Origin of the sequence: Halorarius halobius, from assembly GCF_024298865.1 — an archaeon.
GTDB lineage: Archaea > Halobacteriota > Halobacteria > Halobacteriales > Haloarculaceae > Halorarius > Halorarius halobius.
Genome location: NZ_CP101161.1, coordinates 2,753,620 through 2,768,525, shown reverse-complemented (window position 1 = coordinate 2,768,525; position 14,906 = coordinate 2,753,620). Strand labels below are relative to the sequence as shown.

Genomic DNA, 14,906 nt, shown 5'->3' with positions numbered 1-14,906 from the left:
TGTGTAGAGTGCAATACAACTGCTCGGGGGCCGCCACGGTCCGGCGGGGACGGCCACTCCCGTCGCCAGCCGGGGGTCGGCGGGGGTCGCCAGACACATAAGAAGACGAATACGACTCTCGGGAGCCGTCGAGGTCACGTGGAGACGGTGAAGACCCGGCGCACGCACCGTGTCAACTGGCCACAGCCCGTCGGTCCGTCGGGTGCGTTACCTACTACAAGAGTTACAGGTTATGGCTCGCACAACCCTTTTCACGGCTTGGTCGGAGATGCCGACAGAGACGCGATGGTGATTCCAACTCCAGACAGCGGCGTGTTGAAGCGACTCTACGCGAACCTCGTCGGGTCGGGGCGGTTCTCGCTCGACATCCCGGACCGCATCCTGCAACGGCTCTACACCTACGGGAGCCTTCGTGACACCGGGTCGGGCGCACAGTTCGAGATAAAGAACCGGTTGCAGGACGCGAAACTGACGGGCGTGTCACGCGTCGTCGTCGACGGCGAGCGGGTCGACCTCGCGGACGTGCGACTCGTCACCCACGACGAGACGACAATCGAACTCGACGACCTCACCGAGGAGGAGTACGTCAACTTCCCGGTCGGTCGGACCGTCATCGTCCGTATCGACGGCGTGACGCTGACGACCGGAAGCCACTCCATCACCGTCGAGTTCACCGCGAAACCGTTCGGCGAACTCACGCTCGAAGTCGAGGACACCATTCGCGACGAGGAGATGGTCGGCGGCATCCCGCGCAACGGGGAGGACAACTACTCGCAGGAGGCCATCGAGAGCCGCCACGAGTTCGTGAAAGAGGAGACGGGCGCCGAACTGGAACACGTCGGCCAGCACTCGTTCGACCCCGAGGTGACCGAGGGGAACATCGAGAACTTCGTCGGCGTCGCCCAGATGCCGCTGGGCCTCGCCGGCCCCGTGAAGGTGAACGGCGAACACGCCGACGGCGAGTACCCTATCCCACTGGCGACGACGGAAGGGACGCTCGTCGCCTCCTACTCGCGGGGGATGAAGGCCATCAACCTCTCCGGCGGCGCGAAGGTGACCGTCGTCGACGACAACATGAACCGCGCCCCGGTGTTCGTGTTCGAGGACGCACGCAACGCGCGTGATTTCCGCGACTGGGTGTTCGACCACTACGAGACGGTCAAACAGAAGGCCGAGGAGACGTCAAGCGTCGCGGAACTCGTCGAGATAGAGGATTATCTCACGAACAACCACGTCCACCTCCGGTTCGACTTCGAGACGGGCGACGCCGCCGGGCAGAACATGGTCGGGAAGGCGACGTTCGCGGCCTGCAACTGGGTGCTCAGCGAGTACGACGGCTACGTCGAGAACTTCTACCTCGAAGGGAACTTCGCCACCGACAAGAAGGCCTCGAAGGTCAACGACCTCAACACCCGCGGGAAGCGCGTCACCGCCGAAGTGACGCTCGACGAGGAGACGATGCTCCACCATCTCGGCGTCGAACCCGAGAGCATCCACCACCACGCGCAGGTGGCGACGCTCGGGTCGTTCTTCTCGGGCGCGAACACGAACGGTGCCCACCCGGCCAACGGACTGGCGGCGCTGTTCATCGCCTGCGGGCAGGACGAGGCGAACGTCGCGGAGTCGTCGGCCGCGATGGTGAACACGACGCTCCTGAACGACAACTCACTGCACGTCTCGGTCACCATCCCGTCGCTCATCGTCGCCACCTACGGCGGCGGCACGAACCTGCCGACGCAGTCGGAGTGTCTCGAGATGCTCGACTGCAACGGCGCCGGCAACGTCAACAAGTTCGCCGAAATCGCCGCGGCCGTCGTGCTCGCGGGCGAACTGTCGCTGGCGTCGGCCATCTCGGCGTCGGACTGGGTCACCAGCCACGACGAACTCGGCCGCAATCGCTAATCGTCGTCGGTCAGGCTCTCCCAGCCGACCCGCTCCTCGATGTCGTCTATCGCGTCCTGGAGCGTCTCGCCCGGCGAGAGCTCACGACCCTCCTCCCACGACGGTAGGAGTTCGCCGTCCGCGTCGAACGCGGGGGCGATGCGGTTCTGGACGGGGTCGTAGTACTGCGGCTCCCCGTCGGCGGTCACGCCGACGAGCTGTGAGCCGTTCTCGTCGTCGAGCGTTTCGGGGTAGTCGCGGACGGTCTTCGGGTCCTGGTCGGTCACGCTCCGGGCGTGACGCGCCCGTGACGGGTAAAAATCGGGGGCGCTACCGCAGGAACCCGAACAGTTCGTAGTCGTGGTCGGGGGTGTACCCCCGGAACAGCAGGCTGTTTGCGAGCACCGACACAGACGACAGCGCCATCGCACCCGCCGCAAGCACCGGCTGAAGCAGACCCAGCGACGCCAGCGGAATCATCGCCGTGTTGTAGCCGAGCGCCCAGAACAGGTTCTGCTTTATCTTCCGGAGCGAGGCCTCGCTCACCCGGATGGCTTTCACCACGTCCAGCGGGTCCGAGCGCATCAGCGTCACGTCCGCCGCCTCGATGGCCACGTCCGTCCCGCTCCCGATGGCGACGCCGACGAACGCCGCCGCCAGCGCGGGCGCGTCGTTCACGCCGTCACCGACCATCATCGCCCGGGAGCCGTCCGCCTGGATGGACTCGACGGCGTCGGCCTTGTCCTCGGGGAGGACGCCCGCCCGGACGTTCTCGGCGGGGATGCCGACCTGTTCGGCGACCGCGCGGGCGGTCCGCTCGTTGTCGCCCGTTATCATCCGGGTCTCGACGCCCCGCTCGCGGAGCGCGGCGACGGCCTCGCGTGCGGACTCCTTGACCTCGTCGGCGACGGCGACCGCGCCGAGCAGTTCGCCGTCGACGCCCGCGAGCACGACCGTCTTCCCCGCCGATTCGAGCGACTCGACGGCTTCGTCGGCCCGCTCGACGGCGACGCCCTCCTCGGCCAGCAGGTCCGGCTTGCCCACGACGACAGACTGGCCGTCGACCGTCGCGCGGATGCCACGCCCCGACACGTTCTCGAACGCGTCGGGCTGGCCCACCTCGATGCCGCGGTCGCGGGCGCCCGCGACGATGGCCTCGGCGATTGGGTGCTCGCTTCCGTGCTCGGCGGTGGCGACGACCGACAGCAGACGCGTCTCGGCGTCGGCTTCGTCGACGGCGAGACCCGCCCCGTCCGCTGCGGGGCCGAGCGGCCGCACGTCGGTCAGCGTCATCTCACCCTCGGTGAGCGTGCCGGTCTTGTCGAACACGACGGTGTCGGTGTCGCGGACGCGTTCGAGCACGTCGCCGCCCTTGAACAGCACGCCGTTTTGCGCGCCGATGGACGTGCCCACCATCGTCGCGGCGGGCGTCGCCAGCCCAAGCGCGCACGGGCAGGCGATGAGCACCGCCGACGCGAACACCAGCACCGCGAACTCGACGACGCCCACCGCGGCGGGGCCGCCCGCGGCCAGCCCCCACAGCGGGAGACCGCCGACGACCCCCGCGAGCGCCTCGGGGAACAGATACCAGACTGCACCCCACGCCAGCGCGTTCAGGATGACCGCGGGGACGAAGTACGCCGAGATGCGGTCCGCGAGGTTCTGGATGTCGGGCTGGCGAGACTGTGCCTCCTTCACCATCGACACTATCTGCTGGATGGCGGTCTCGGAGCCGACCTTCGTGGCCTCGACGACGAGCACCCCGTTGGTGTTGACGGTCGAGCCCACGACTTCGTCGCCGGGGTCCTTCGAGACGGGGACCGACTCGCCGGTCACCATCGACTCGTCGACGGCCGAGTCCCCCTCCACGACGACGCCGTCCGTCGGTATCTTCTCGCCCGGCCGGACTTTCAGCCGGTCACCCACCTCGATATCCTCCAGCGGAACGGTCTCCTCGTTTCCATCCTCGTCGACGCGGGTCGCTTCCTCGGCTTCCATCTCCAGCAGCGACCGGAGCGCTTCGCCGGCCTGGCCCTTCGAGCGGGCCTCCAGGTAGTTGCCCAGCGTGATGAATACGAGGATGAGCGCCGCGGTGTCGAAGTAGAGCCCCGCCTGGGGCAACACGCCCAGCAGGGCGACGACGGAGTAGCCGTACGCCGTCGTCGAGCCCAGCGCGATGAGCACGTCCATGTTCGCGGTCCGGTTCTTCACGACCGCCTTGTAGGAGTTCTCGTAGAACTCGCGGCCGAGCACGACCTGGACCGGCGTAGCGAGCAGGAACGCGACCCAGCCGATAGAGACGGTCGTCCCCGGGATATGCTCGGGGAGCACCCCGGGCGCGAACAGTTCCGCGACGAGCATCCCGACCAGCGGCGCCGCCAGCACCGCGCCGAACAGGGTCAGCCGCTTCTGGTGGCGTATCTCCTCGCTCCGGGCGGCGTCGACGCTGTCGGCGTCGGCCTCCTCGTCGCCTGCCTCCGGCCGGACGGGCGTGTAGCCGGCCGCCTCGATGGCGTCGTACAGCTCCCCCCGAGCGGTCTCGGCGGGGTTGAACCGGACCTGTGCCGCGTCGGTGGCGAAGTTGGCGTCGACCTCGATGACGCCCGGCACGTCGCGGAGCGCCGATTCGACCGTCTCCGAGCAGTTCGCACAGGTCATGTCCGTGATGGCGACCTCGACGCGCTCGTCGACGACGCCGTAGCCCGCGTCCTCGACGGCGTCGTATATCTCCGCCAGCGAGACGCGGTCGGGGTCGTAGGTGACGCTCCCTTCGTCCGTGGCGTAGTTGGCGTCCACCTCCTCGACCCCGTCGAGTTTTCCGACGGACTCCTCGATGGTGCCCGCGCAGTTGGCACAGGACATGCCGGTCAACTGCAACGGTGAGCGATGTGTCATGTCCCTACGTAGGGCCTCACCGTTAATGCGGTTTGTCACGAGGATTCCAAAGTATACCCACATGCAGAATCTAGAGTCAAAAGCAATTCACCACTCTCGGGGCAGATACCCGGCCCCCAAACGGCAAAAGTCGGGCGCGAGAACATGGACACACGATGAGTGTCGAGCAGACTCTCCAGGCCGTGTTGACGAACCCGCAGGTACTCGCCGTGTGGGGCGCTCTCGTCGCCGTTTCGCTCCTCGCGCTCGCGTACGACCTGCGCGCGAACAACTCGGGTATCGCGCCGCTGATGAAGTTCGTGTGGGGACTGACCGTCCTCTACTCGGGGCCGCTCGGTCTCGCCATCTACGCCTACTCCGGACGGTCGGCCATCGACCACGACTCGCTGTGGCGCCGCGGCTTCCGGTCGGTCGCCCACTGCTACTCGGGGTGTGGTGCCGGCGAGGTCATCGGCGTCACCGTCGCCGCCGGCCTGCTCGCGTTAGCGAGCCACTGGGTCATCGCCATCACGTTCGGCTGTGCGTACGTCCTCGGCTACTCGCTGACCGTCGGCCCACTGATGCAGGAGGGCGAGTCGTTCGCCACCGCGATGACGGACGCTCTCTACACGGAGACGCCCTCGATTACCGTGATGGAGATAGCCGCCATCGGCACGGACGTCTGGCTGGCCGGCGAGGCCCACATCGGGCAGGTGCTGTTCTGGTCCGCGCTGATATTCTCGCTGACCATCGGCCTCGTCGTCGCGTACCCCGTGAACGTCCTGTTGGTCAGCCAGGGCGTCAAGGAAGGCATGCAGAACCCGAAGGAAGCGGCCGCCTGACTACTCCCGGCCGAGCGTGTAGAACTCGTCGTTCGGGCGCATGTCCGTGACGACGGCCAGCCGGTTCGAGAGGTTGTAGAAGCCGACGACGCTTGTGATGTCCCAGACCGCTTCCTTCGAAAATCCGACCTCGCGGAGCGCCTGAACGTCGGCGTCGCCCACCTTGCCGGGCGATTCGGTCAACTTCTCGGCGAAGTCGAGCATCGCCCGATGGCGCTTCGAGAGGTCCGCACTCCGGTGGTTGGTGGCGAGTTGGTCCGCGAGTTTCGGGTCCTTCGCGTAGATGCGAACCAGGGCGCCGTGGGCGACCACACAGTAGAGGCAGTCGTTGATGCCCGAAACCGTGACGACGAGCATCTCTATCTCGTGGCGCTGTAGGGCCGTGTCTTCGACCAGCGCGTCGTGGTACTCGAAGAACGGCCGGAAATGACTCGGCTTGTACCCCATCGCCGCGAAGACGTTCGGGGTGAACCCCGCGTCCTCGCGTTCCTCGGCGATTCGCTCGCGGATGTCGTCGGGCAGGTCCTCGACGTCGGGCGCGTCGAAGCGGCCCATCGGTTCGTCGGCCATGCCGACGTGTGGAACGCCCCCGGCCTTTACTGTTCGTCCCCCAGCAGGCGGGAGAGGAGATACAGAAGGAGGTAGCCGACGACGCCGACGCCGAACAGCACCGCGGGGACGAGAAACGGGCCGAACGCGGCCACGAGGGCGTCGAGCATGCTCCGCCTTCGGCCGGAGACAGAAAAGGAGCGTCGGTTTCGGCGGCCCGTACGTTCAAGCGGGAGGGGGCCCGCGTCCCGGTATGTACGCGACCGGGCACTACGGGGCGGCGCTCCTGGCGTACGCCCCCGTCGGCTACCTGCTCCTGGCGTCGGACCCGACGCTGGCGTTCGTCGGCGGGGCGGGCGTCCTGCTTCTGGCGACGCTTCCCGACTACGACCTCCGTGTGCCGTTCGTCAGTCACCGCGGCATCACGCATACGCTACTGTTCCTGCTTGGGGTCGCGGCGCTTCTGGGCGCGGTCGGCTGGCAACTCGGCCAGGGGAGCTACCGGCCGCTGGGCGGGCCGACTCGCGCGGCGGCGTTCGGGGCCGGCGTCGGGGTCATCGGCGTCGGCTCACATCTACTCGCGGACGCGCTCACGCCGGCCGGCGTCCCCTTCCTGTGGCCGCTGTCCGGCGAGTCGTACACGCTGGGGGTTGCCCGCGCGAGCAACACGCTCGCCAACTGGGGCCTGCTCGCGCTCGGGGTGTTCGCCACCGCCGCCGCGCTACTGCTCGCGGGACCGTAGTCGGGACATAAATTTATTACCGGACGACGGGATTGCCGAACGCTACCATGGATCACTTCGAAGGCGCTCCGCTCCGGCACATGGGGGACCTCCCTGCGATGGCCGCCGACCGCTACGGCGACGAGACGCTGTTTACCGCGTTCGGACAGTCGATGTCGTTCCGCGAACTCGACGAAGCGGCGAACCGCGTGGCGAACGTGCTCGTCGACCACGGCGTCGACCCGGGCGACCGGGTGGGGCTGTTCATCCCGAACACGACGCAGTTCCCGGAGGCGTACTTCGGCGCCATCCGGGCCGGCGCCGTCCCCGTCCCGCTGAACCTCCGGATGGACCCGAACACGCTCGTGTACGTGCTCGACAACTCCGAGGCGGACCACGTGGTCGCCTCGCCGCTTTTGGCCGACGAGGCACAGGACCTCGCGGCCGCCGCGGACGTGGGGACGCTCCTGCTCTCGGGCGTCTCCGGCGACGGCGTCGTCAACTACTCGCAGGCGAAAGCCGAGGCCGACGTCGAGTTCGACCGCCCCGACCGGGCGTACGACGACGTGGCCTGCCAGCCGTACACCTCGGGGACGACGGGCAACCCGAAGGGCGTGCTGTTGACCCACGAGAACCTGCTGTCGTCGGTGGAGGCGTACACGAAAGGCGGGCTGGCGGTGGACGCCGACGACTCCATCGTGCTCGTGTTGCCGCTGTTCCACATCTACGCGCTCAACGCCATCCTCGGCACGTATCTGGCGAAGGGCGCGACGATGCATCTCCAGCCCGAACCGGACGGCGAGCAGATGCTCACCGCGCTCACCGAGAGGAACGTGACGACGATGGCCGGCGTCCCCGCGATGTACACGATGATGTGGCGGGAGTACCGCGAGAACCCCGAGAAGTACGACCTCTCGGCACTGCGGTACGTCAACTGCGCGGCCGCGCCGCTCGCCGACGAGGTGCGCCGCACCATCGAGGAGGCGTGGAACGTCCCGATGATAGAGGGGTGGGGGATGACGGAGACGGCACCCGCCGGCACCGTGGAGCCGGCCCACGGCGTTCGGAAGCCGGCTGGCTGTATCGGCCCGGCACTGGAGAACATCGAGATGAAGCTCGTCGACCCCGAGACCCGCGAGACGCGGGTCAGCTACGAGCAGTTGACGCCGTTCCCCGACGACGACATCGATTTCGACGACGAGGAGCAGGTGACCGGCGAAATCGCCATCCGCGGGCCCAACGTGTTCGAGGGGTACTTCGGCCTGCCCGAGAAGACCGAGCAGGTGTTCGACGACGAGGGGTTCTTCTACACGGAGGACATCGCCCGCGTCGACGAGGACGGCTACTTCTGGATGGTCGACCGCGCCGACGACATGATAATCGCCGGCGGGGAGAACATCTACCCGGCGGAGGTCGAGAACGCGCTGTACGAGCACCCCGACGTGGCCGAGGCGGCCGTCGTCGCCGCACCCCACGAGGTGAAAGGTGAGGCGCCGGTGGCGTTCGTCGTCCTCGAGGAGGGAAGCGACGCGACCGAAGCGGACCTGCGGGAGTTCACGCTCGACCACGTCGCCACGTACGCCCATCCGCGGCGGGTGTTCTTCGTCGACGAACTGCCGCGGTCGGCCACCCAGAAGGTCCAGCGCTACAAGCTAGAGGAGGAGGCCGAACAACGACTCGACGGGCCGCTCTCGTCGAGCGAGGAACTGTAGACGGGAGCCTCACTCGGTCGACGACTCGTCCAGTTCCTCGAGTTCGGACTCGGGCGTGACGTAACTGAACAGGTACGCGCTCCCGAGAAGCAGGACGACGCTGACGACGAACCCGGCGGTGTCGTACTCGCCGAACCCGAGCACCGTCGCCGGCGAATCGAGGTGGCCGACGCCGGTGTAGCGGCCCCCGAACACGAACACGCCGAGAAGCCCCAGCAGGAACGGCAGGATGAGCGCGCGCTGTACGATGTCAGTCGTGTCCATGCGCCGCTCGTCAGCCCCGGACGACTTCAACCTCGGGTACGGTTCATCCGACACGAGACGTTCACCGGTGGTCGACCACCCACCCGTCGGTGCCTTTCAGACGGACGTTGCTCGCGGCCGTAGCGACGAGTATCCGACGACGAGGACGGCGTGTGCGGCGTTCGCTGCTCCCGGAAACGGCCCGGACGCTAGTCGACAGGTTCGACATCGGGATGGCGGGCGACGGGCTCTACCGGCTTACGTGTAGGGGTGAGAAACGAACGGCGGGGAGCCTCAGATGTGGCCTTCGTCCTCGAGCTGTTCGATGATGTCGTCGACGAACGCCTCCGGCGAGTCGTACGGGAAGTCGCCGCCGCCGAGCTTCGTGTTGAGCTCCATGGCGGTCATCGAGAAGTCGCCGGACTCGAACGTCGTCGACGGCCCGTTCGGGAGCGCGGGGACGAGGTCCATCGGGCTGTTGATCGGGTAGTCGGCGCCTTCGAACGCGTCGATCATCTGCTGGCGGAGTTCCTCTTTGTCTGCCATAGCCACTCGAACCAACCTACCGATACATCATAAATCGTGGGTTATCGGAAGCGCGAAACCCCCGACGAGGTTTACGGTGGTTCGTTCCTTCGGCCAGCGGGGAATCGGTGTTCCCGACGTGGCGCGCTGAGTTAACGGTGTAAGGCCGCCGGCTCCGAGTTAAAAGAACACGGTGCCGTGGTGGCGGTCGACGGGGTCTCGCTCCTTCGTCTTGTAGACGTCGAGGCGACTCTCCAGTTGCTCCCGGAGGTCGCCCGCGGGGACGAGTTCGTCGACCTGCATCTGCCCGGCCTGCTTGCGGATGTCGATGTACTTGTCGAACTCCTCCTTGGCGGACTCGATGAACGCCTCCTTGCTGGCCTCGTCCATATCCTCGAGTTGACCGCCGAACAGCGCGTGGACGGCGGCGTCGGGACCCATCACGGAAATCTCCGCGGACGGGAGCGCCAGCGTCGCGTCCGGGCCGAAGGAGGGGCCGGCCATCGCGTAGATGCCCGCGCCGTACGCCTTCCGCGTGATGACGCAGAACTTCGGCACCTGCGCGTTCGATGTGGCGTAGATGAACTTGCGGCCCTTCCGGAGCACGCCCTCCTTCTCGACCTGCGAGCCGATCATGTAGCCCGGCGTGTCACACAGGTACACCAGCGGGATGTTGTACGCGTCGCAGGTCCAGACGAACCCCGCGCCCTTGTCGGCCGAATCCGGGAAGATGGCTCCCGAGACGTGTTCCGGCTGGTTGGCGACGATGCCGACCACCTGCCCGTCGATGCGGCCGAGCCCGGTCACGAGTTCGGGCGCGAAGTCCGGTTTCATCTCGATGAACGAGTCGCGGTCGACGACCCGGTCGATGACCTCGTGGACGTCGTAGGCCTTGTTCGGCTCGTCGGGGATGACCGCGTCCAGCCCGTAGGGGTTCTTCTTCGGCGGCTGTGACGGCTGTTCGGGCGGCTGGTTGCGGTAGTTGTCCGGCAGAAGCCGGAGAATGTCCTTGACCCGCTGGGCGGCCGTCTCCTCGTCGGGGACGACGAGGTCCGTGCTCCCCGAGTGCTTGGCGTGGACCTCCGGACCGCCGAGTTCCTGCATGTCGACGTCCTCGCCGGTCATCGCCTGCACGATGCGCGGGGAGGCGATGGCCATGCCGGCGATGTCCTCGACCATCACGAGATAGTCACAGAACACCGGCGTGTACGCCGACCCCGCCACGTCCGGGCCGTAGAGGACGCCGATCTGGGGTACCTTCCCGGAGAGCAGACACTGGTTGTAGAACATCTTGCCGCCCCGATAGCGGTCCATGTGGGTGTCGCCGGGCTCCCGCTCCTCGGCGTTGAGCCGCGCCCCCGTGGAGTCCACGAGCCGCAACATCGGGATGCCGAGGTCCATCGCCCGCTCCTGGATGCGGATGACCTTCTCGACGCCCATCTGCCCGAGCGACCCCGCCTTCACGGTGTAGTCGTTGGCCGTGAACGCCACCTTCCGGCCGTCGATGGTGCCGATGCCGGTGATTAGCCCGTCGGCCGGCAGTTCGTCGTCGTCGCCGTGGCGGGCGAACGTGCCGTCCTCGTACTCTATCTCGTCGAAAATCAGGTCGAGGCGGTTGCGGACGAACACCTTCCCGAGGTCCTCTATCTTCTCGAACCCGCGGTCCGGCCCCCCCGACAGTATCGCCTCTATCTCCTCGCGTATCTCCTCTTCGCGCTCGGTGACGATGGCTCCCTCCTCGCTCCAGTCCCGGCCGGCCGCGGCGACCTCCCCCTCGCCGTCGACGAGTTCGACATCTGTGCCGAGATGCTCCGAGATGGCGGTGGCGATGGCCTGTGCGATCTCCTCGTCAGTGTCGTCCTCGATGTTTATCTCCATAGTAAATTTGACTCTAGTTTAGAGTTTCTCGGCGCGCGTGTGCCGTGCTGTTTTCCGCGATGGGGCAAATATCTATGGGTCAGGGCGGTTCTCTCGGGGCACCGGGTCGGTCCCGGGCCGCGAATCTGCGGCAGAAAACTCTAACCGCGGGTGTGTACAACACGGGGCATGGCACTCGGCGAGACCGAACTGCACGACATGATCCGCGAGTCGGTACGCGACATCGCGGGCGACTTCGACCGCGAGTACTGGCGAGAGCACGTCGACGAGGAGGAGTTCCCGACGGAGTACTGGCAGGCGCTCGCGGACGACGGCTGGCTCGGGGTCGCCATCCCTGAGGAGTACGGCGGCGAGGGTATGGGGATGCTGGAGATGACTATCATCATCGAGGAGCTATCCCGGGGCGGCGGCCAGGGAGGCATCGTGTTCGTCCTGACGCCCGTGTTCGGCGGCATCGGCATCACCCGCCACGGGAGCGAACAGCAGAAACAGGAGTATCTCCCGAAGATAGCGGACGGAGACATGCGCTTCTGCATGGCGCTGACCGAGCCGCGTGCGGGCACGAACACGCTCAACATCGACACCCGCGCCGAGGAGACGGAGGACGGCTGGCTCGTGAACGGCGAGAAGACGTTCATCTCGGGCGTCGAGAACGCCGACACGATGCTTCTGGTCGCCCGCACCTCGGAGTTCGACCCCTCGAACCCGACCCACGGTGTCACGCTGTTCCTCGTGGACGACCCCGCCGAACGCGAGGCCGTCTCGCTGTCGGAACTCGACACGACGGTTCCGTGGTTCGAGAAACAGTACCAGGTCCACTACGACGACCTCCACGTCTCCGAGTCGGACGTGCTCGGTGCGGTCGACGGCGGCCTCTACCTGCTGTGGGACACGCTCAACACCGAGCGTATCGGCGGCGCCGCCTCCGCGCTCGGTGGCGGTCTGCGGGCCGTGGACCTCGCCGTCGAGTACGCCAACGAGCGGGAGGTGTTCGGCGCTCCCATCAGTTCCCACCAGGGCATTCAGCACCCCATCGCGGAGTCGTACGCGAAACTCACGGCGGCCCGCGAGGTCACCTACAAGGCCGCCAAGAAGTGGGACGAGGACGAGGACTGCGGGATGGAGGCCAACGCCGCCAAACTGCTCACCTCGCGGTTCGGCACCGAGGCGGCGGACCGAGCGATTCAGGCCCACGGCGGCAACGGGTTCACCCGCGAGTACGAGGTGTACGACATCTGGCAGAACCTCCGGCTCACACAGACGGCCCCCGTCTCCAACGAGATGGTGCTCAACTACATCGGCGAACACGAACTCGGGATGGAACGCTCCTACTGACGCACCTTTTTCCGCTCGGGTCGCCTGCGGCGACCGCTCGCGCAAAAAATCTGCACGAAAAAGCCCGGCGGCTCGCTCCGCTCTCGCGGATGCTCGACGGCGAAACCACCGCCGCTCGACGTGTTCAGTACTCGGAGATACCCGGGGCAAGTTTTACCCGTGCGTGTGAACCTCTCGCAGTATGGCCGGGCCCCCGCGAACGGAGGGCGGCGTCCGCTATCGGTGGGTGGTGCTCCTCGTGGCGTTCCTCGTCCACGCGACCTGCATCGCGCTCATCTGGCAGGCCGTGCCGCCGCTGAAGCAGGCGATGGCGCCCGACCTGAGGACGCCCTGGCAGCGGGTCGTCGCGGTGTACGCGGCCATCAGTTTCGGCCTCGTCTTCACCCAGTTGCCCGGCGGCGCGCTCGGCGACAAGTACCCCGTCCGGTTCGTCGTCGGTCTCGGCGCGGTGCTCGCGGGCGCGGCCACGGTCCTGCGGTTCGCCGTGCCGTCGCTGGCGGGCCAGCTACTCGTCAGCGTCGTCGCCGCCGTCGGGATGGGGCTCGTCAATCCCAACCTCATCAAGGTCGTCACCGAGTGGTTCCCGAGCGGCCAGCTCGGACTCGGACAGGGAATCCTCATGTCGGGCAACACGCTCGCGTCGGGGCTAGCGCTGTCGCTGTCGGCCGGGGTCGCGCTCGGAACGCTCGGGACGTGGCAGGCGGTGTTCATGCTGTACGGCGGGCTGACAGCCGCGGCGGGCCTGCTGTGGCTCCTGCTCGTGCGCTCACCGCGCGGCGAGGAGCGGCCGCGGAACCCCGACACCGGCGCCGCGTTCACCACCGACGAGCGGGTCCCGTTGCGGGAGTCGTTGCCGGCGGTCATGCGGTCGCCGTCGACGCCGTGGGCGGTCGCGCTGTCGGCGCTGGCGTTCTGGGCCATCCTCGGCTCGCTGGCGGTCCTCCCCGAGTTCGCTGACGCCCACGCCTACGCCGTCCCCGAAGTCGTGCTGGGGACGCCGCTGTATCTCGCCACCGTCGGCGCCGTCGGACTCCCCGTGCTCTCGGACCGGTACAGCCGACGCCTCGGGCTCAACATGGGCATCGTCGGCCTCTCGGGTGGGATTCTGCTCACCGGGTTCGCGCCCTCCTTGCCGGCGTTCGTGCTCGGGATGGCCGTCGCCGGCCTGTTCGGGGGCGGCCTCAACGCGATGTTCTATCTCCTGCCGGGCGAACTCGCGGACATCGAGGCCGCGCACGTGGGAACGATGGCCGGCGTCATCCTCTCGCTGTCGCAGGTGGGCGCCGTCGCCGCCAGCGTCGTCGGCGCGCAGGTGCTGTCCGTCTACGGCGTCGAGGCGTCCGCGATGTTCGTCGCGGTGCCGGTGCTCGCGGGGCTGGCGCTCGTGGGGAGACTCCGTCTCGACGGCCGCCACGCCGGGAGCGACCGGGAGGACGCGACCGCGGCCGTCGACGACTGACTACAGGTGCGGCGCGTCTATCTCCATTATCTCGGCCGCTTCAGCGGGCGTCGCGGTGTCGCGACCGACCTTCGCCGCGAGGTCCGCGGCCTCCGCGACGAGTTCGGGGTTCGTGCCCATCTCCCCGTTCGGTTTGTAGAAGTTGTCCTCGAGGCCGACGCGGACGTTCCCGCCCATCGAGAGCGCGCCGCCGACGAGTTCCCACTGGTCGCGGGAGATGCCGATGACCTGCCAGTTGGCGTCGTCGGGTAGCTGGCGCACCTGATGCGCGAGGTTCTCGATGCTGGCGGGGATACCGCCGAGCACGCCCATGATGAGCGAGAAGTGGATGGGATGTTCGAGTTCCCCGGATTTGAGGAACGGTCGGATGTTGCCGATGTGTCCGGTGTCGAAACACTCCAGTTCGGGCTTCACACCGGCGTCGTTCATCGCCTGAAGCATGTCCCGAATCTCGCCGAACGGGTTCTCGAACACCATGTCGAACACGAAGTCGTCCCGCGAGTCGGAGTACTTCGAGTAGTTCATCGAACCCATGTTGAGCGCCGCGATGTCCGGTTCGACGCCCTTCACGTACTCGATGCGCGACTCGGCGGGTTCGTGGAGCGCGCCCGTCGAGAAGTTGATGAGGATGTCCGTCCGGTCGCGAACCTCGTCGTATATCTCCTGGTACACCTCCTCGTCGAACGTGGGAGAGCCGTTCTCCGTGCGCGCGTGGATGTGCGCGACGGCCGCACCGTTCTCGCGGGCCTGTGCGGCGTCCTCCGCTATCTCTTCGGGCGTGTACGGGATGTGTTCACACTGGTCGCGCGTCGTGAGCGCGCCGGTGAGCGCTGCCGAGATGATTGCCTTGTCGGGGTCGTTCCCCTTGACTGAGTCCTGTTGCATGG

14 protein-coding genes are annotated in these 14,906 nt (G+C 67.2%); 6 read left to right on the top strand and 8 right to left on the bottom strand.

Translation table 11 applies throughout. The features are described from left to right. The first annotated feature begins 258 nt into the window (after positions 1 to 258). A complete protein-coding gene (locus NL112_RS14815) occupies positions 259 to 1,902 on the top strand; it encodes a hydroxymethylglutaryl-CoA reductase (protein WP_255149621.1) in 1,644 nt (547 codons plus the stop codon). Here the strand turns inward: NL112_RS14815 and NL112_RS14810 are convergent. Then, entirely contained in the window at positions 1,899 to 2,168 is a 270-nt protein-coding gene (locus tag NL112_RS14810) for a basic helix-loop-helix domain-containing protein (protein WP_255149620.1), read from the bottom strand. The two genes, NL112_RS14815 and NL112_RS14810, sit on opposite strands and share 4 nt — an antisense overlap. 43 nt (positions 2,169 to 2,211) lie before the next feature. Further along, positions 2,212 to 4,776, bottom strand: a complete 2,565-nt coding sequence (locus NL112_RS14805) for a heavy metal translocating P-type ATPase (protein WP_255149619.1) — start codon at positions 4,774 to 4,776, stop codon at positions 2,212 to 2,214. Between the two features lie 155 nt (positions 4,777 to 4,931). Here NL112_RS14805 and NL112_RS14800 point away from each other — a divergent pair, with 155 nt between their 5' ends. Then, entirely contained in the window at positions 4,932 to 5,597 is a 666-nt protein-coding gene (locus NL112_RS14800) for a DUF4396 domain-containing protein (protein ID WP_255149618.1), read from the top strand. Here the strand turns inward: NL112_RS14800 and NL112_RS14795 are convergent, their stop codons facing one another. Both NL112_RS14795 and NL112_RS14790 read right to left on the bottom strand, forming a co-directional pair. Next, positions 5,598 to 6,167 (bottom strand): peroxidase-related enzyme, encoded by a 570-nt coding sequence (locus tag NL112_RS14795; RefSeq protein WP_255149617.1) that lies wholly within the window; start codon positions 6,165 to 6,167, stop codon positions 5,598 to 5,600. A gap of 26 nt (positions 6,168 to 6,193) precedes the next feature. After that, complete coding sequence (locus NL112_RS14790) at positions 6,194 to 6,316, bottom strand: hypothetical protein (protein WP_255149616.1); 123 nt, start codon at positions 6,314 to 6,316, stop codon at positions 6,194 to 6,196. A gap of 83 nt (positions 6,317 to 6,399) precedes the next feature. On the opposite strand from NL112_RS14790, the gene NL112_RS14785 reads away from it, so the two are divergent. After that, positions 6,400 to 6,888, top strand: a complete 489-nt coding sequence (locus NL112_RS14785; RefSeq protein ID WP_255149615.1) for a metal-dependent hydrolase — start codon at positions 6,400 to 6,402, stop codon at positions 6,886 to 6,888. 47 nt (positions 6,889 to 6,935) lie between these two features. Further along, positions 6,936 to 8,579: a class I adenylate-forming enzyme family protein gene (locus NL112_RS14780; RefSeq protein ID WP_255149614.1), complete on the top strand. Its 1,644-nt coding sequence runs from the start codon at positions 6,936 to 6,938 to the stop codon at positions 8,577 to 8,579. Positions 8,580 to 8,588: 9 nt separating this feature from the next. Here the strand turns inward: NL112_RS14780 and NL112_RS14775 are convergent, their stop codons facing one another. The 3 genes from NL112_RS14775 to NL112_RS14765 all read right to left on the bottom strand — a co-directional run bounded on the left by NL112_RS14775 (position 8,589) and on the right by NL112_RS14765 (position 11,225). Continuing rightward, complete coding sequence (locus tag NL112_RS14775) at positions 8,589 to 8,843, bottom strand: hypothetical protein (protein ID WP_255149613.1); 255 nt, start codon at positions 8,841 to 8,843, stop codon at positions 8,589 to 8,591. A gap of 273 nt (positions 8,844 to 9,116) precedes the next feature. Continuing rightward, positions 9,117 to 9,368, bottom strand: coding sequence for an MTH865 family protein (locus tag NL112_RS14770; RefSeq protein ID WP_255149612.1), 252 nt, complete (start codon positions 9,366 to 9,368; stop codon positions 9,117 to 9,119). A gap of 159 nt (positions 9,369 to 9,527) precedes the next feature. Beyond that, positions 9,528 to 11,225, bottom strand: a complete 1,698-nt coding sequence (locus tag NL112_RS14765; RefSeq protein ID WP_255149611.1) for an acyl-CoA carboxylase subunit beta — start codon at positions 11,223 to 11,225, stop codon at positions 9,528 to 9,530. Between the two features lie 168 nt (positions 11,226 to 11,393). Between NL112_RS14765 and NL112_RS14760 the strand changes: the two genes are divergently transcribed. After that, entirely contained in the window at positions 11,394 to 12,560 is a 1,167-nt protein-coding gene (locus NL112_RS14760) for an acyl-CoA dehydrogenase family protein (RefSeq protein WP_255149610.1), read from the top strand. Between the two features lie 181 nt (positions 12,561 to 12,741). Then, complete coding sequence (locus NL112_RS14755) at positions 12,742 to 14,019, top strand: MFS transporter (protein ID WP_255149609.1); 1,278 nt, start codon at positions 12,742 to 12,744, stop codon at positions 14,017 to 14,019. Here NL112_RS14755 and NL112_RS14750 read toward each other — a convergent pair whose 3' ends face one another. Continuing rightward, positions 14,020 to 14,904, bottom strand: a complete 885-nt coding sequence (locus NL112_RS14750; RefSeq protein ID WP_255149608.1) for a beta-keto acid cleavage family enzyme — start codon at positions 14,902 to 14,904, stop codon at positions 14,020 to 14,022. Between the last annotated feature and the right edge of the window lie 2 nt (positions 14,905 to 14,906).